At 70.9% G+C, this 17,440-nt stretch carries 14 protein-coding genes; 6 read left to right on the top strand and 8 right to left on the bottom strand.

The window, feature by feature from the left end:
- The first annotated feature begins 101 nt into the window (after window positions 1-101).
- The 6 genes from E4A48_RS00885 (at window position 102) to E4A48_RS00860 (ending at window position 6,421) form a co-directional block, all read left to right on the top strand.
- The gene (locus tag E4A48_RS00885; RefSeq protein ID WP_003469527.1) at window positions 102-1,052 is read left to right on the top strand and encodes a L,D-transpeptidase family protein; all 951 of its coding nucleotides are present in this window, start codon (window positions 102-104) and stop codon (window positions 1,050-1,052) included.
- A gap of 4 nt (window positions 1,053-1,056) precedes the next feature.
- A complete protein-coding gene (locus E4A48_RS00880) occupies window positions 1,057-1,773 on the top strand; it encodes a M23 family metallopeptidase (protein ID WP_142741713.1) in 717 nt (238 codons plus the stop codon).
- Between the two features lie 264 nt (window positions 1,774-2,037).
- Window positions 2,038-2,763 (top strand): DUF3348 domain-containing protein, encoded by a 726-nt coding sequence (locus E4A48_RS00875; protein ID WP_058196078.1) that lies wholly within the window; start codon window positions 2,038-2,040, stop codon window positions 2,761-2,763.
- A 10-nt stretch (window positions 2,764-2,773) separates the two neighbouring features.
- A complete protein-coding gene (locus E4A48_RS00870) occupies window positions 2,774-5,110 on the top strand; it encodes a DUF802 domain-containing protein (protein WP_142741712.1) in 2,337 nt (778 codons plus the stop codon).
- Window positions 5,107-5,757 (top strand): OmpA family protein, encoded by a 651-nt coding sequence (locus E4A48_RS00865; RefSeq protein WP_039005868.1) that lies wholly within the window; start codon window positions 5,107-5,109, stop codon window positions 5,755-5,757. The genes E4A48_RS00870 and E4A48_RS00865 overlap by 4 nt, the downstream gene beginning before the upstream one ends.
- A complete protein-coding gene (locus tag E4A48_RS00860; RefSeq protein WP_142741711.1) occupies window positions 5,747-6,421 on the top strand; it encodes a DUF2894 domain-containing protein in 675 nt (224 codons plus the stop codon). The genes E4A48_RS00865 and E4A48_RS00860 overlap by 11 nt, the downstream gene beginning before the upstream one ends.
- 206 nt (window positions 6,422-6,627) lie before the next feature.
- Here the strand turns inward: E4A48_RS00860 and tkt are convergent, their stop codons facing one another.
- From tkt to E4A48_RS00820, 8 genes are all read right to left on the bottom strand, one after another.
- Window positions 6,628-8,628 carry a transketolase gene (tkt, locus tag E4A48_RS00855; RefSeq protein WP_142741710.1) on the bottom strand — a complete coding sequence of 667 codons (2,001 nt, stop codon included), beginning with the start codon at window positions 8,626-8,628 and terminating at the stop codon, window positions 6,628-6,630.
- 159 nt (window positions 8,629-8,787) lie between these two features.
- Window positions 8,788-10,107, bottom strand: a complete 1,320-nt coding sequence (locus E4A48_RS00850) for a dicarboxylate/amino acid:cation symporter (protein WP_039005873.1) — start codon at window positions 10,105-10,107, stop codon at window positions 8,788-8,790.
- Window positions 10,108-10,227: 120 nt separating this feature from the next.
- Window positions 10,228-12,000 carry a BatD family protein gene (locus E4A48_RS00845; protein WP_142741709.1) on the bottom strand — a complete coding sequence of 591 codons (1,773 nt, stop codon included), beginning with the start codon at window positions 11,998-12,000 and terminating at the stop codon, window positions 10,228-10,230.
- Entirely contained in the window at window positions 11,997-13,811 is a 1,815-nt protein-coding gene (locus E4A48_RS00840; RefSeq protein ID WP_142741708.1) for a tetratricopeptide repeat protein, read from the bottom strand. The genes E4A48_RS00845 and E4A48_RS00840 overlap by 4 nt, the downstream gene beginning before the upstream one ends.
- Window positions 13,808-14,842 (bottom strand): vWA domain-containing protein, encoded by a 1,035-nt coding sequence (locus tag E4A48_RS00835; RefSeq protein ID WP_052234997.1) that lies wholly within the window; start codon window positions 14,840-14,842, stop codon window positions 13,808-13,810. Before E4A48_RS00835 ends, E4A48_RS00840 begins: the two co-directional genes overlap by 4 nt.
- A complete protein-coding gene (locus E4A48_RS00830) occupies window positions 14,839-15,294 on the bottom strand; it encodes a DUF4381 family protein (protein ID WP_142741707.1) in 456 nt (151 codons plus the stop codon). The genes E4A48_RS00835 and E4A48_RS00830 overlap by 4 nt, the downstream gene beginning before the upstream one ends.
- Entirely contained in the window at window positions 15,291-16,235 is a 945-nt protein-coding gene (locus tag E4A48_RS00825) for a DUF58 domain-containing protein (RefSeq protein WP_409976356.1), read from the bottom strand. The genes E4A48_RS00830 and E4A48_RS00825 overlap by 4 nt, the downstream gene beginning before the upstream one ends.
- Window positions 16,236-16,339: 104 nt before the next feature.
- A complete protein-coding gene (locus E4A48_RS00820) occupies window positions 16,340-17,359 on the bottom strand; it encodes an AAA family ATPase (protein WP_142741706.1) in 1,020 nt (339 codons plus the stop codon).
- Window positions 17,360-17,440 lie beyond the last annotated feature (81 nt).

The raw sequence follows: 17,440 nt of genomic DNA, 5'->3' as shown, positions 1-17,440 counted from the left end.
GGCAATGCCGCCTGCATTCCCAGTCAGCCGGGAGCAAGCCATTTCACGCCGCTACTCGCGGCGCATGGGCATGGTGACGGCCATTCATTCCGGAGTCGCCGATGTCCCGTCTTTCGCTTCCACTCGCCTGCCTCGCCGTGCTGTTCGCCAGCGCGGGCGGCATTGCCTCGGCACAGCCGCCCGCACACGCCGCAGCGGCGCCTGACAGCGGCGAGCGTTCGCCGCTGCGCGCGCAGGTCCTGCTGGATCGCGCGCACTTCTCGCCGGGCGAAATCGACGGCCAGCCTGGGTCCAACCAGCGCCGCGCCGTCTCCGGCTTCCAGAGCGCACGCGGACTGCCCGTCAACGGCGAACTCGACGCGGCCACCTGGCAAGCGCTGGCGCAGGACGCCGCACCCGCACTGGTCGCCTACACGCTCACCGCCGAGGACGTCGCCGGGCCCTTCCCCAAGATTCCCAAGAACACCGAGGAAAAAGCCAAGCTGCCGGCGCTGGGCTACGAATCGGTGCAGGAGCGCCTGGGCGAACGCTTCCATGCCGCGCCTGCGTTGCTGCAGGCGCTCAACCCGTCGATCGATCTCGGCCAGGCCGGCGCCAGCGTGCAGGTACCGAACGTACTCGGCACGCCCGCACTGCCGAAGGCGGCCAAGCTGGTCGTCGACAAGTCCGACTCCACCGTGCGCCTGCTCGACGCCAACGGCGCGATCCTGGCCCAGTTTCCCGCGTCCACGGGCAGCGAACACGATCCGCTGCCGATCGGCGACTGGAAGATCAAGGGCGTGGCGCGGCACCCGACCTACCACTACAACCCCAAGCTGTTCTGGGACGCCGACCAATCCACCAAGAAGGCCACGCTGGCCGCAGGCCCGAACAATCCGGTCGGCGAAGTGTGGATCGATCTGTCCAAGGACCACTACGGCCTGCACGGCACGCCGGAGCCATCGCGGGTCGGCAAGGCGCAATCGCATGGTTGCGTGCGCCTGACCAACTGGGATGCGCTGACCGTCGCCGCCGCGGTGAACGCGTCGGTGCCGGTGACCATGCAGGAGTGAGCGCATGAAGACGCTGCCGAGCCTGGCGTTGCTGGCGGTGGCAGTCGCGCTGGGCTATTGGATGCTGCGCGATGGCGTGCAGGTCAGGCCGAGCGCGGTAGCGGCCGCCGCGGCCAGCGGCGAGACAGCGACTGCCACGCCCACGGTGACGCCTGCTGCTGCGCCGGCAGCGGCGCAGGCGCCACCGGCGGCGACTATCCCCGCGTCTGCGCCCACCGCAGAGGTCACACCGCCAACGCCACCCGCCGCGACCGCAGCGGCAGCCGCACCGGCGAATAACGGCGCCGACCTGCTGATCCCGGTGCAGGGCGTGACCGGCGACCAGTTGCAGGACACCTTCACCGACGCCCGCAGCCAGGGCCGCCGCCACGATGCGATCGACATCCTGGCGCCGGCCGGCACGCCGGTGCTGGCGGCGGCCGACGGCAGCGTGGAAAAGCTGTTCGACAGCGAGCGCGGCGGCCTCACCGTGTACCAGTTCGAACCCAGCGGCCGCTATGCGTACTACTACGCGCACTTGCAACGCTATGCCGACGGGCTGGCGGAAAAGCAGCCGATCCGCCACGGCCAGGTGCTCGGCTATGTCGGCAGCACCGGCAATGCCGATCCTGGCGCGCCGCACCTGCATTTCGAAGTGCACCGGCTTGGCCCGGAAAAGCAGTGGTGGAAAGGCGAATCGCTCAACCCGTATCCGCTGCTGCGCGGCGAGCAGCGGCTGTAAGCGCTGGCGCCGCCAAAGCGCCGCCGCGGTGGCTTGCGCGATCGTGGCGGCGCCGGGCCTGGAACCGCAGACCGCCTGAAGCCGGGCCCGCCGCGCCAATCCCTGCCAGGGCAGGCGTTTCGCACGAGTGCAGGCGGGCCGCCTTCCGCCGCAGCAGGCGCTTGAACCGCAGCGCACCGGCGCAGCGGTTTTGCGCCTGGCGCCAGGCGTCCGGCCGGACCGGCTTGCCATTCGTGTGTAAAATTGCGCGTTTTACGCACAAGCATGGCGAAAGCTCTTCCACGGCCGCCTGTCCCGGGTCCGGCGTTCATTCGCCTCCTCGCACGTCTCACCGACGCCGACATACCGCCATCCAGCCCTGCGCTGGCCGACCGGCTCGGCCAATGGATCGACTGGACGCGCGCCGTGGCCGTGTCCAGGGCGCTGGACAGCAGGCTGCCCACGATCGACGAGGACGCGCCGTTCGAGAGCGCCAGCGAGACCGAATGCGCGCGTGTGCGCGGCGCACTGGAGCAGTCCATCGCCAACGACACCGGCCCGGATGCCGGACGCCTCGCTGCCAAACCTGGCCACGGCACCGACCCGAACGCCCCGCTCGACTATGCGCCGTTCCGCCAGCGCTACCTGTCGCTGCAGCGCGCGATGCTGACCGCCAGCGGCCGCCTGCGCGGCCAGCTGCGCGACACGCTGGCGCGCTCCTCGGCCGACATGGCGCGGCTGGCGGAGGTGGACGCGGTCATGGAACTGACCCTGAGCCCACGCGAACAGACCCTGCTGGCGGCCGTGCCGGCGCTGCTGGGACAGCATTTCGAACGCCTGCGCGAGGCCGCGCAGCCGGTGCCGGACGCCGCGCTAACGGCGCACACCGCGCCGAGCGTCGGCGCCTGGCTGGACGTGTTCCGCCAGGACATGCAGCACGTGCTGCGCGCCGAACTGGATATCCGTTTTCACCCCATCGAAGGGCTGCTCGCAGCGCTTCGCAGCCGCTGACCGAGATCTCATGTTCAAGAACCTGTTCAATTCCGTCGTGTTCCTGGCCGGCCTCGCCGCCGTGTGCTGGATCGGCGTGGGCTACCTCGGCAGCAATCCGCTGGGCGCCAGCTTCGCGCTGCTGATCGGCGCGTGCTACGTGGCCGGCGCGCTGGAGCTGTACCGCTACCGGCAGGCCACCGCCACGCTGGCGCATGGCGTGGAGGACGCAAGCGCGGCGCAGTCCGACCTGAGCGGCTGGCTGCAGCGCCTCGACCCCAGTCTGCGCAACGCGGTGCGGCTGCGCATCGAGGGCGAGCGCGTCGCCCTGCCCGCACCGGGATTGACCCCGTACCTGGTCGGCCTGCTGGTACTGCTGGGCATGCTCGGCACCTTCCTGGGCATGATGGCGACGCTGCGCGGCACCGGCCTGGCGCTGGAAAGCGCCACCGACCTGCACGCCATCCGCGACTCGCTGGCCGCACCGGTCAAGGGCCTGGGCTTCGCATTCGGCACCTCGATCGCCGGCGTGGCCAGTTCGGCGATGCTCGGCCTGCTCGCCGCGCTGTGCCGGCGCGAGCGGCTGCAGGCGGTACAAGGGCTCGATCTGGCCATCGCGACCACGCTGCACGCCCATTCGCAGGCGTTCCAGCGCACCGAAGCGTTCAAGCTGCTGCAGCGGCAGACCGAATTGATGCCGGCGCTGATCGATCGGCTGCAGGCAATGGCGGCGGGCATCGAGCAACAGGGCGCGGCCAGCGGCGAACGCCTGGCGAGCAACCAGGACGCCTTCCACGCCAGGACCGAGGCCGCCTACACGCGCCTGGCCGGCGCGGTGGAGCAATCGCTGCAGGCCGGCGTCGCCGAAAACGCGCGCGCGCTCGGCGCCGCGTTGCAGCCGGTGGTGCAAGCCACGCTGGACGGCCTGGCGCGCGAAACCCAAACGCTGCACGAGAATGTCGGCCAGGCCGTGCAGCGCCAGCTCGATGGCCTGAGCAGCGGCTTCGAGCGCGCCGCCGCGCGCGCCGCACAGACGTGGGATGCCGCGCTGGCCAGCCAGCGCGACACCAGCCAGGCGCTGCTCCAGGATCTGCACAGTGCGCTGCAAGGCTTCGGCGACAGCTTCGCGATGCGCTCCAACGGCGTGCTGGATGCCGTATCGGCACGCCTGGACGCCACCGCGGATGGTGCGAAGCAGGCCTGGAACGATGCGCTGTCGCGCCAGCAAGAGATCAACGCGCAACTGGTGGCACGCAACGCGCAGGCGCTGGATGCGATCTCGGTGCGCCTGGACGCCACTGCGGACGGCGCCAAGCAGGCCTGGAACCATGCGCTGTCGCGCCAGGAGGAGATCAACGCGCAGTTGGCAGCGCGCAACGCGCAGGCGCTGGACGCGATCTCGGTGCGCCTGGATGCCACCGCGGACGGCACCAGGCAGGCCTGGAGCGATGCACTGTCGCGCCAGGAAGACGTCAACGCCGCGTTGGCAGAGCGCAACGCGCAGGCGCTGAGCGCGGCCGCCGCGACGCTGGAACAACGCGCCGCAGCGCTGGTCGCGGCCATGCAGCACTCGCATGCGCAGTTGCAGGACGCGCTGCAAACGCGCGACCAGGCGCGCCTGGCTACGTGGACGGAGACGTTCGCCGCGATGGTCGCCGCCTTGAACGCGCAGTGGGCGCAAAACGGCGAACGCGACGCGCAGCGCCAGCAGGAGATCTGCGCCACGCTCGAACGCACCGCCACCGCGATCGCAGCGCAGACCCAGGCGCATGCCAGCGAGACCATCGCCGAGATCTCGCGCCTGGTGCAGACCGCCTCGGAAGCGCCCAAGGCCGCCGCCGACGTCGTCGCCGAGCTGCGCCAGAAACTCTCCGAAAGCATGGTCCGCGACACCGCCATGCTGGAAGAGCGCAGCCGCCTGCTCGACACGCTGCACACCTTGCTCGAGGCGGTGAACCACGCCTCCACCGAGCAACGCACCGCGGTGGACGCCCTGGTCACCACCTCGGCGGACCTGCTCGATCGCGTCGGCACCCGCTTCACCGACCATATCGAAGCCGAGACCGGCAAGCTCGAATCGGTCGCCGCGCAAGTTGCGGTCGGCGCCACCGAAGTGGCGAGTCTGGGCGATGCGTTCGGTGGCGCGGTGGAGGCGTTCGGCCACTCCAACACGGCGCTGCTGGAACGTCTGCAGGGCATCGAGCAGGCGCTGGACAAGTCGCTCGCGCGCAGCGACGAGCAGCTGGCCTACTACGTCGCCCAGGCCAGGGAAGTCATCGACCTGAGCCTGTTGTCGCAGAAGCAGATCATCGAGGAACTGCGCCAGCTGCCGGCCGGGCCGGCGCATGACGGAGCCGCAGCGGCATGAGCGACGAGCTCGAACTCGACGCCGAATCAGGCGCGCCGATCTGGGCGGTGTTCGGCGATCTGATGTCGGTGCTGCTCGGCGCCTTCGTGCTGATCCTGATCGGTGTGATCGGCGTGCAGCTGCAGCTGTCGCACACGCTGGACGAGGAAGTGCGGCAGCGGCAGGCCGAGGCGCGGCAACGCAAGACCCTGGAACAGGCGCTGGCCGCGCCGCTGGCGGCAGGCCGGGTGACCCTGGTCGATGGCCGCATCGGCATCCGCGGCAGCGTGCTGTTCGCGCTCAATTCCGACCAGCTACAGCCCGCGGGGCGCGAGCTGCTGAACAGCCTGGCCGCGCCGCTGGCCGGGTATCTGAAGGCGCGCGGCGAGATCCTGATGGTGAGCGGCTTCACCGACGACCGCCAGGTGCGCGACAGCAACCGCCAGTTCGCCGACAACTGGGAACTGTCGGCGCAGCGCGCGCTGACCGTGACCCGCGCGCTGATCGAGGAAGGCGTGCCGGCCGACGCGGTGTTCGCCGCCGCGTTCGGTGCGCAGCAACCGGTCAGCCCGAACAGCGACGAGGCCGGACGCGCCAGCAACCGGCGCGTGGAGATGGCGCCGCTGCCGAAGCTGTCCACATCTGCCGCGATGCCGCATGCGCGCTGAGGCGACACCCGTCAGCGAAGTGCTCGACGCCTGGCGGCAGCGGCAGGCCGAGCGCCTGGATCCGCTGCGTTTGCGCTTCATCGAAGCGCTGGCGCGACGCGCCGACGCGCATCAGGGCCAAGCGCGGCGCCTGCTGGAGCAGAAGTTGTCCGCGTTGCTCGCTGCCTATGCCGCGGACCTGGCCAGGATGCCGGCCGCGACCACCGCCGATGCCGATGCCGATGCCGATGCCGCGCCGAACGCGACCGAGAGCGCGAGCGCGCGCAGCCCGCTAGGCGACCTGCTGCAGCGGTTCGCCAGCGGCGCCATGCATGACGCGCACGCCGCCGCAAACGCCATGCCGCCGCAGTCTGCGCAGCAACTGCCCGCACTCGATGATGCACGCAGACTGTGGACCGAGCTGCGCAGCCGCAGCCAGCTGCGGCAATCGCTGCAGCAGGCCCCTTCCGATGCCGGCCCGCTGAATTCCGGCGTACTGGTGCACCGCGCGCTGGCGCTGATGCGCACCCTGTCGCCGGGCTACCTGCAGCAGTTCCTGGCCTACGTCGATGCGCTGTCGTGGCTGCAGCAACTGCACGACGCCGGCGCACTGGCGACGCCGCACAAGCCCGAGGCCGCCATCGGCAAGAAGCCGACGCGCGGCAAGCCGCGCAAGCGCAGTTGAGCGACGCGGCCATGCTGCTGACCACGATGCACTTTCGGCGCTGATGATGACGCATTTTTGTGGGACTTCAGTCGCGACGGGCGTTCCCGGTATAAAGCAGAAGTCCCACACGTAGTAGCAGCATCTGCATCGCGACGGCGCAAGCCCGCACACAAGAAAAAGGCCGGCTTGCGCCGGCCTTTTTCGTTCCCGCGGAAGACGCGGCGTTACAACGCCTTGGCCGCCGCGACCACGTGCTCGGCGGTGATCTGGAAGTACGTGTACAGCTGGTCGGCCGGTGCCGAGGCGCCGAACGTGTCCATGCCGACCACCGCGCCGTCCAGGCCCACGTACTTGCGCCAGAAGCCGGTGACGCCGGCCTCCACCGCCACCCGCTTGCGCACCGCGTTCGGCAGCACCGATTCGCGGTAGGCCGCGTCCTGGCGGTCGAATACGTCGGTCGACGGCATCGACACCACGCGGGTCTTCAGGCCCGCGGCGTCCAGCATCTTCTTCGCCTCCACGGCAAGGCCCACTTCCGAACCGGTGCCGATCAGAATCACCTCCGGCGCACCGCCCTCGGCATCGGCCAGCACATAGCCGCCGCGTTCGATCTGCTTGATCTGCGCGTCGCTGCGCACCTGAAACGGCAGGTTCTGGCGGCTGAACACCAGGCAGCTGGGGCCGTCCTGGCGGGTAATCGCGGCCTTCCAGCTCACCGCCGACTCCACCGTGTCGCACGGGCGCCACACGTCGTTGTTGGGGATGTAGCGCAGCGAGGCCAGGTGTTCCACCGGCTGATGGGTCGGGCCGTCTTCGCCCAGGCCGATCGAATCGTGGGTGTAGACGTGGATCGCATGCGCCGGGTTCAACGCGCTCATGCGCACGCCGTTGCGCGCGTAGTCGCTGAACACCAGGAAGGTGGCGTCGAACGGGATGAAGCCGCCGTGCAGCGCAAGCCCATTGGCGATCGCGGTCATGCCGAACTCGCGCACACCGTAGTACACGTAATTGGCGTTCGGGTCGTCGCTGGCGACCGACTTGCTGGCCTTCCACAGGGTCAGGTTGGAATGCGCCAGGTCGGCCGAACCACCGATCAGTTCCGGCAGCAGCGGCGCGAACGCTTCGATCGCCATCTGCGAGGCCTTGCGCGAGGCGATGGTCTGCGCCTCGCTGGCCTGCTTGGCGATGTAGGCATCGGCCTGGGCGATGAAGTCCTCCGGCAGTTCGCCGTGCGAGCGGCGGGTCAGCTCCGCGGCCTCGGCCGGGAATTGCTTGGCGTACTTGTCGAACGCCTGCTCCCACTCGGCCTGGCGCAGCGTGCCGGCGCCACCGGCGCGCCAGCCGTCGTAGATATCCTGCGGGATCTCGAACGGGCCGTACGGCCACTGCAGCGCCTTGCGCGCACCTTCCAGTTCTTCCTTGCCCAGCGGCGCGCCGTGCGAGGATTCCTTGCCGGACTTGCTCGGCGCACCGAAGCCGATGGTGGTGCGGCAGCAGATCAGGGTCGGCTTGTCGCTCTCGCTGAGCGCGGCCTCGATCGCCGCCTTGATCGCATCGGCATCCTGGCCATCGACATCGCGCAGCACGTGCCAGCCATAGGCTTCGAACCGCGCCGGGGTGTTGTCGCTGAACCAGCCGGCGGTGTTGCCGTCGATGGAGATATGGTTGTTGTCCCAGAACGCGACCAACTTGCCCAGGCCCCAGGTGCCGGCCAGCGAGGCGGCTTCGTGCGAGATGCCTTCCATCATGCAGCCGTCGCCCATGAACACCCAGGTGCGGTGATCGACGATCTGGTGCTCGGGGCGGTTGTAGCGCTGCGCCAGCAGCTTCTCGGCCAGCGCGAAACCGACCGCGTTGGCGAAGCCCTGGCCGAGCGGACCGGTGGTGGTCTCCACCCCGGGGGTTTCGCTGCGCTCGGGATGGCCGGCGGTCCTGCTGTGCAGTTGGCGGAAGCGCTTCAGCTCGTCCAGCGGCAGGTCGTAGCCGGACAGGTGCAGCAGCGCGTACTGCAGCATCGAACCGTGGCCGTTGGAGAGCACGAAGCGGTCGCGGTTGAACCACTTCGGATTGTTCGGGTTGTGGCTGAGGAAGTCGTTCCAAAGCACTTCGGCGATGTCGGCCATGCCCATCGGCATGCCGGGATGGCCGGACTTGGCGGCCTCGACCGCATCGGCGGCGAGGAAGCGGATCGCGTTGGCGAGCTGGCGGCGGGTAGGCGTCGTCATGTGGGTTCTGTTGGCAGCGGGCGCGGGGCGTCGGGTTCGCTATTGTCCCACAGGCGCGGGACCGGGGACCGGGGACCAGGGACCCGGAAGAGCAAAGAGCTGCGAGCATTGCGCACGAGCGCCGTCGGCCACAGAGCCGGCATTGCCGTTGCTGTTGCTCTATCGGGTCCCCCGTCCCCGGTCCCCGGTCCCGGCCGTTCCGTCCTCCCCCTTCGCCACCAACGTCGTCAACGCCAGATCACCGGTCACGTTCAGCGCCGTGCGGCACATGTCCAGGAAATGATTGACGCCCAGGATCATGCCGATGCCGACCGGGTCCACCCCGACCATCGCGCAGATCAGCGCCACCACCGGCAGCGAGCCGGACGGCACACCGGCGGTGCCGATGCCGCCGAGGATGCACACCAGCATCACCATGAACTGCTGGGCGATGCTCAGCTCCACGCCGAAGAACTGGGCGAGGAAGATCACGGTGATGCCCTCGAACAGCGCGGTGCCGTTCTGGTTGGCGGTGGCACCAACGATCAGCACGAAGCGCGACACCTTGCTCGGCAGGCCCATCTCGTCGGCCACGCGCAGTGCGGTCGGCAAGGTGGCGTTGCTGGAGGCGGTGGAGAACGCCATCACCGTGGCCTCGCGAGTGGCGCGGAAGAAGCCCAGCGGCGAGCGCCCGGCGAAACGCACCGCCAGTCCGTAGGTCACCACCATGTGCAGGCCCAGCGCCAGCACCACCACGCCGACGTAGGCGCCCAAGCGGATCAGCAGTTCGAAGCCGAACAGCGCGGCCAGGTTGAACATGAAGCAGGCCACCGCGTACGGCGCCAGGCGGATCACCAGCCCGATCAGGGTCATCGAGATCTCGAAAATGCCCTCGATGCCGCGCCGCAGCGTCGCCACCTTGGCGTCGTCGCTGAGCACCATGCCCACACCGAACATCACCGCGAAGAACATCAACGACAGGATCGCGCCGTTGCTGGAAGCGGCGGCGACCACGTTGTCGGGCACGATCGACAGCAACATGTCCATGCCGCGCGGCTGATGCTTGCTTTGATCGACGATCTGCGCGGCGCGCTCGGCGTTCTGCTGCAGCAGCTGCTGTGCCAGTGCGTGGTCCACGCCGATGCCCGGCTTGAGCACGTTGACCAGCACCAGCCCGAGCAGCACCGCGATGCCCGACAGCACCACCGTATAGCCGAGCGTCTTCCAGCCGATCCGGCCCAGCGCGCGGATGTCGCCCATTTCGGAAATGCCCATCACCAGCGCCGAGAACAGCAGCGGCACGATCAGCATGAAGATCAGGCTGAGGAACAGCTTGGACAATGGCGTGGTCAGGTACGTGGTCAGCGCCTGCACCCAGGCCGCATCGCCGCCCACGCTCAGGTGCACGGCCAGGCCCAGCACCAGCCCGAGCACGAAGCCGATCGCCATTTTCCAGTGCAAGGGCATGCCGGTCTTGGCCTTCACGGTGGTGTCGGTCATGGTATTGCCTTGCAGGAGGGAAGCCCGAGCTTAACAAACCCGCAATGGCGAGCTGCGAGCCGGCGTCACCCCGCGAGCACGCGGCAACAAGCCGCGTCGCTCACGACCGCGACCACGCTCTCACGCGTCGCGCGGATACAGCGGCGGCAGGTCGCCCTTGCTTTGCTTGCGCGGCGTATCGCGCCAGTGCGGCCCGGCCCAGAACGCCGCACGCAGCGCGGCGCGCGCGCCCGGCACATCGCCGGCGTCGCCCCAGCGGGCGCGTTGCAGGCGCAGCACCGCTTCGCGTTGCGCCGGATCGTCCAGGCGGGTCAGCAGCGCGTCGAGATCGGCGACACCGGCCTGCGCGCACAGGATCGCCGCCACCTCGTCCAGGCCGCCGCCGTCCAGCGCCTTGCGCAGGTCCGGCAGGCCGTAGCGGGCGCGTGGCGCAGTGCTCGCCGCGGACGACGCGGACGACGCAGCGTGTGCGCCGGCCGGCGCACGCCACGCACGGCCGCGCCGCCAACCCCAGACCAGCGTCGCCAGCCACAACAACGCGAACAGCGCGGCGAGCGCCATCCACAACGGCAACGCGCCGAGCCATCCGGACATCGCATGGGTCGGGGTCACCGCGTTGGCGGCCGGCGCCGCGTCCACGCTCGGCGCCGCAACGCTGGTCGGCGTGACGGGCGCGACGCGCCCGGGCAGCACCTGCAGGTTCAGATCGGGCAGCGTGGCCTCGCGTGCGGCGCCGGCCGCCACGTCCCACCACGGCACGTGCAGCCCGCCGACCCGCAACGGCCCGGCGGTTCGCGGCACGATCGAGTAGCGCCGGGTGATCTTCAGTTGCGGGCTGCCGTCGACGAACTTCTCGTCGAACTGCGGCGGCTCGGCGAACACCTGCGCGCCATCGACGCTGGGCGTCGGCAGCTCCGGGAACTGCGCCTGGGTGGCGCCGCGCGCGCTGGCCTCGACCACGATGTCGGCCGCCTCGCCCACCGCCGCACGCTGCGGCGTAGCGGTGTAGCGCAGGCGCAGGTCGTGCAGCGGCAGCCACGGCTGCGGCGCATTGGCTGGTGGCGCGCGCACCTGCAGGGTCTGCGCCGCGCTGCGCGCGGTGAGGTCGCCGCCGCGGCCAAAATAATCGTCAAAGAAGCCGCTGGGGCCGCGCCCGCGGAAGCGCGCAGCGGGCAGCGTCAACGGCCCGCTGCGCTCGGGCACCAGCAGGTAACGGCGCTCGATGATGGTGAACATGCGTCCGTCGATCTCGCGCCGGCTCTGCACATCGTCGCCGATGCGCTGCAGCGCGGCGCCGGCCGGCGGATCCAGATCCAGCTCACCCGAGGTCAACGGCACGCCAAGGTAGAGCCGCACCACCACGCCCACGCTCTGCTGCACATACGGCTGCGCGTCGTCGGCCACGGTCTGCACGAACACCTCGGCATTGCCGAGCTGCGCCGGATCGCCGGCGCGGGTGCTGCCGGCCGGCGCCGCTGCGGCCGCTGCGACCTGCAGCCGCAGCGGTGCGGTGCGCTCGTTGCCAACCCGCAGCGACGGGATGTCCAGGGTGCCAGTGACGCGCGGGGTCAGCGCCACGCCGAACAGTGACTTGGCCGTGACCTGGCCGTTGACCATCTGCATCTGCCGGTTGTTGACCTCGTCGCTGAGCGCGAACTGCGCGCGCAAGGGTGCGTACTCCGGTGCCACCAGGCCCTGGTCGGTCTCGATGTTGAGGGTGACGCTCTCGCCGGCGCCGATGCTGTCGCGGTCCAGCCACGCGCGGGTGGCGGCGGATGCCGGCAGCGCCAGCGCGGCGAGCAGCGCCAGCGTTGCCCACCGCGCCAGCCTTGCCGAATGCTTCTGCGCGGCGCACACGCCTGCGCTCCAGCGGCGTTGCTTGCGTTCGATCATGGTCCTTCCCGCTGCCTGCGTTCGTGTTCGAGTTTGAATTTGGCGCGCAGCAGGTTGCCCGGATCGTCCGGCACGCGCCGCAGCCAGGCCTCCACCGCCTGCCGCTGCTCGCGCTGCTGCGGGGTTTCCGCCGCCGCCGCGGCGGCGCGTGCGGCCGCGTCCTTGCCCGCCGTGCCCTGCTGCGCCATCGCTTGCTGCATCTGCTGGCGCTGCGCCGCGTCGGCCTGCTGCTGCGCCTGCGCATCGCCCGGCTTCGGCGGCCCCGGCGGCGGCGCATCCTTGGGCGCGCCCGGCGCCGGCGATTGCGCATTCTTCTGACCCGGCTGGCCTTGCGCATCCGCCGGCGGCGGCGCCTTGGCCTGCGCCGGGTCCTGACTCTTCGGTGCGCCGCCGGCACCGGCCTGCGACGGGCCTTTCTGGTTCTGCTGCGCGCTGTCCTTGCCCTGTTGTCCCGGCTTGTTCTGCGCGGACTGGTTCTGCCCGGACTGGCGCTTGCGCGCGGCATCGACCGCGGCGCGGTTGGCCACCGCATCGGGCATCTGCGGATGCTGCCGCAGCGCCTTGTCGTAGGCGTCGATCGCCTCGTCGTAGCGGCCCTGGCGGGCCAGCGCATTGCCCAGGTTGTACCAGCCCTGGTCGCTGTCGATGCCTTCGAACTGTTGCTGCGCAGTGGCGAAATCGCCCTTGCGGTAGGCCTGCACGCCCGCGTCCAGTCGCTGCTGGCGCACCTGGTCGGCACGCCGCCACCAGTCGCCACCGACCGTATCGGCGGCCGCCGCATGCGCGGGCAACGGCATTGCCAGCGGCAGCAGCAGCACCAGCAACACGGCAGCGCCAGCGCGGCGGCGGAACGCGAACAGGGCCAGCAGCAACAGCGGCGGCAGCAACCAATAGCCCTGATCCAGCCAGACCCGGCCGCTGTGCTCGGCGGCTGCCGTCGCGTCCTGTTGCTGCGCCGGTTGCAGCACGCCCAACTCGCGCAGATCGGCATCGGTAGGCGTCAGCATGGCGTAGCGGCCGTTGCCGGCACTCGCCAGCGCTTGCAGCGAAGCGGCATCCAGTTGCGCGTGGCCCACGCCGCCCTGGCCATCGCGATAGGCCGCGCCCTGCGCGGTTCCCAGTCCCAGCGCCGACACGCGGTAACCCTGCCCGGCCGCGCGCGCCGCGGCCTGCCGCGCTTGCGGATCGGCCTGGTCGCTGAGCAGCAGGATGTCGCCGCGGGCGAAACCGGCCTGGCGCAGCAGCTGTGCCGCCCAGTCGATGGCCAGGTCGCTGCGCTGACCAGGCACCGGCATCACCTGCGGCGACAGCGCGTCCAGGAACAGGGCGACGTTGGCCGCGTCGTCGGTCAACGGCGCGACCGTGTAGGGTTCGCCGGCGTAGGCCAGCAGCGCGACTTCGCCGCCGGCGCGCTCGCGCAGCAGCGTCGCCAGCTTGGCGCGCGCCTGCAGCAATCGCGACGGCGGCAGGTCGCCGGCCTCGGTCCGCGGCGACAGGTCCAGCGCGATCACCAGCGGCGTGCGCGACTGCCACAGCGGCTGCTGTTCCTGGCGCCAGCTCGGCCCGGACAGCGCCACCACCGCAAGCAGGTAGCCGAGCGCGGCCAGCCACAGGCCGGACAGCGATTGCCGGCCATCCTCCTTCGCCAGCAGCTGCGGCAGCAGGTGCGCGTCCACCGCGTGCCGCCACACGTTGCTGCGCCGGCGCCGGCGCAGCCAGCTCCAGCCCAGCAAGGGCAGCAACGACAGCGCCCACAGCCACTGCGGCCGCAGCAGATGCAACGCCTCCAGGAAGCCGAGCACCGCGTTCATTGCCGCCTCCATGGCCACACGAAGGCGATCAAGCCCAGCAGCAACGCCACGCCCAGCGGCCACGCATAACGTTCGATCCGCGGGCGCACCGCCGGGCCAGCCGAACGCACCGGTTCCAGGCGCTCCAGCTCGGCATAGATCGAGACCAGCTGGTCGGTGTCGCGGGCGCGGAAGAAGCGCCCGCCGGTGTCCTGCGCGATCTTGCGCAAGGTGTCCTCGTCGACCTGGTCGTCGCCGCCACCGCCACCGGGCATCGGCAGGCCGAACAGCGAATAGCCGCCGGCACCGCCGAAGGCGATGGTGTAGACGCGCACGTGTTCGGCCTTGGCCAGCTCTGCCGCCTTGCTCGGTTCCAGCACGCCGGCGGTATTGACGCCGTCGGTCAGCACGATCAGCACCCGGTCGCCCTGCGGTTGCTCGCGCAGACGCTTGACAGACAGCGCGATCGCGTCGCCGAGCGCGGTCTCGCGCCCGGCCAGGCCGACCACGCTGTCGCGCAGCTGGTCGCGCACCGTGGCCAGGTCGGCGGTCAACGGGGTCAGCGCATACGCCTTCTGGCCGAACACCAGCAGGCCGATGCGGTCGCCGTCGCGGCGGTCGAGGAAGTCGGCCAGCACCGCCTTGGCCGCGGTCAGGCGATCCACCACGCGTCCGCCCAGGGTCATGTCCGGCTCGCTCATGCTGCCGGACAGATCCACCGCCAGCATCAACTGCCGCGTCTGTTGCGGCGGCGAGATCGGCTCGCCCAGTTGCAGCGGCCGCGCCGCAGCGGCGCACAGGCAGAACCAGGCCAGCCAGGTCAGCCACAGGCCGACCCGCCACAGGCCGCCGCGCGCGGGCGCAGCCGCCACCGCCTGCAACTGCGCGGCATACGGCACGCGCAACGCCGGTGCACTGCCGCGCTGTGCCGGCAGCAGCACACGCGCCAGCAGCGGCAACGGCATCGCCAGCCACATCCACGGCCAGGCGAACCCGGCGAGCAGATCGCTGAGGCTTTGCCAGTGCTGCGAGAGCGTGCCCATCGCCATCATCGCCGGCGCCCGCCCATCAGCTCGAGGAAGCGGCGCCGCGCCAGCGGCAGCAGCGCCTGCAGCTGCGCATGCTCCAGGTCGCGCCGATAGCCGCCATCGAGCAGCACGCGGCCCGGTCCCGCAGAGAAGTCCTGGCGCTTGCCGCCGTCGAGGAAGCGCAGCCATGCTTCGCCCTGCAGCGCGGCGGCGGCCGGGTCGCGCCGGCGCGCTGCGCGGCGCAGCAATTCCGACACCGCGGCCACTTGCGCCGGCGCAGCGCCGCTGCCGAGCTCCGCATCGAACTGGCGCTGCCAGCGGCGCCGCCGCGCGCGCCGCCAGGCCCACAGGCCGAACGCGATGCCCAGCGCCAACAACACCGCGGCGCCCAGCAGCAACCAGCCCGGCGCCGGTGGCCACCAGGCGGGTGCCGGCGGCAGATGCACATCGCGCAGCGGTAGTTGTTGCGGCGTCATCGCGGCGCGCTCGCGCCCGGCGCCGGCAGCAGCCAGGATTCGCTGGCCGCATCGCTGCGCAGCACGCGCACCTGCACACCGCGGCCGGGCAGTTCGGCGGCTAGCGTTTCCAGCGGCGCGACGAATTGGTAGTGCCAGCGCTGTTGCGCGCTGGCCGCCTGCAAATCGATTTCCACCCGGCGCCCGCCGGCCCAGAACGGCAGCGCCGCGCGCGGCGGCTGCAGTTCCAGCGCGTCGGCCAGCAACAGCAGCACCACGTCGTTATGCAGCGCCAGCCCGGCCCAGCGCGCCGCGGGAATTGCGTGCGCGCTGGCCGGATCGGCCAGCACCACCAGCCGCGAGCCGGGCCGCAGCAGCTTGACCGCGTGTTCCAGCGCCACGCCGAGGCCGGCATCGTCCTGCGGCGGCTGCGCATACCAGCGCGCCAGCGCGTCGAGCACGCGCAGGGCGCCGCGCGGCCCGGCCGCCGGCGGTACCGGCGCCTCGCTGCGGCTGCCGCGCAAGGCGGCCAGGCGGTCGCCCTGGCGCTGTGCGGTCCACGCCGCCACCGCGCCGGCACGCGCGGCCTGCACCGACTTGAAGCGCACGCGGGTGCCGAAATACAGTGCCGGCGCGGTATCGGCCACGATCAGACTGAGCCGTTCGCGCTCGGCCTGGAACAGCTTGGTATGGGTGCGCCCGCTGCGCGCGGTGAGTCGCCAGTCGATATGGCGTACGTCGTCGCCGGCCACGTATTCGCGCGACTCGGCATACTCCATGCCGCGCCCGCGCAACGCCGCCGGCGCGCTGCCGCTGAGGCCATGGCGCCCGCGCCGCGGCGGCGGCACCCGCGCCACGCTCGCGCGCAGCGCCACCAGCTCGGCCAGGGTCGGGCGTACGCCGTCGCCGCCGCTCGCGGTGTCGGCATGTGACGTCTGCGGCGGCATCGCCTGTACTGCCATCGTCGCTTACCTCGCCTGCGCCACGCTGCCGCAGACCGTCAGCGCAGCGGCGCGATACGCCGGCGCGCGGTGCCGCGGCCGCCCGGATTGGCGCTGCCGCTCGCTCAAGGCGGCGGCACCTTGTCCAACAGCGCCGCGACCAGGCGATCGCCGTCCCAGCCTTCGGCCGTGGCCTCGTAGCTGGGCAGCACGCGATGGCGCAACACGTCCGGCGCGACTGCGCGCACGTCGTCCGGGGTCACGAAGTCGCGTCCCGCCAGCCAGGCGCGCGCGCGCGCGCAGCGCTCCAGTGCGATCGAGCCGCGCGGGCTCGCGCCCCAGGCGATGCGCCGCGCCAATGCCGGGTCGTAGCCGCTGGCGTCGCGCGAGGCCAGCACCAGTTCGATCAGGTAGCGCTCCAGCGGCGGCGCCAGATGCAGCGACAGCACCGCACGCCGCGCGGCGAACACGTCGTCAAGCGGCATCCGCGGCGGCGGCGCCTCGCCATGGTCCAGGGTTTCGCGCGCGCGCTCGCGCGCCAGGCGCAGGATCTCGGCCTCGGCGGCGGCCTCCGGATAGCCGATCCGCACGTGCATCAGGAACCGGTCCAGCTGCGCTTCCGGCAGCGGGAAGGTGCCTTCCTGCTCGATCGGGTTCTGCGTGGCCATCACCAGGAACAGCTTCGGCAGCGCATAGGTATGCCGGCCGACCGTGACCTGGCGCTCGCCCATGGCTTCGAGCAGCGCCGACTGCACCTTGGCCGGCGCGCGGTTGATCTCGTCGGCGAGCAGGATCGGATGGAAGATCGGCCCGGGCAGGAACTCGAAGCGGCTTTCCTGCGGCCGCCACACCTCAGTGCCGGTCAGGTCGGCAGGTAACAGGTCCGGGGTGAACTGGACGCGGGCGAAATCCGCTTCCAGCCGCGCTGCCAGCGCGCGGATCGCGGTGGTCTTGGCCAGGCCGGGCGCGCCTTCGACCAGCAGGTGGCCATCGGCGAGCAGCGCGATCAGCAGCCGCTCCACCAGCGCGGCCTGGCCGACAATGGTTGCGGACAGGCCGTCGCGCAGAGCCAGGAAGGCGGCGTGCAAGCGCTGCTGCTCGGACGCGGCGGGAGTGGGGTCGAAGCTGGAGGGCGTGGTGTTCATGTGCCGAGTTTGACCCATCGACGATGAAATGGTTCTGCGCGCAGCGCAAGCATCGGACGCAAATTCAGATTTGCCTCATCT

Source organism: Xanthomonas translucens pv. cerealis, from assembly GCF_006838285.1.
In the GTDB taxonomy this organism is placed as follows: domain Bacteria; phylum Pseudomonadota; class Gammaproteobacteria; order Xanthomonadales; family Xanthomonadaceae; genus Xanthomonas_A; species Xanthomonas_A cerealis.
Note: the sequence above shows the minus strand (reverse complement) of the source record. Positions and strands in the feature narration are given on the sequence as shown.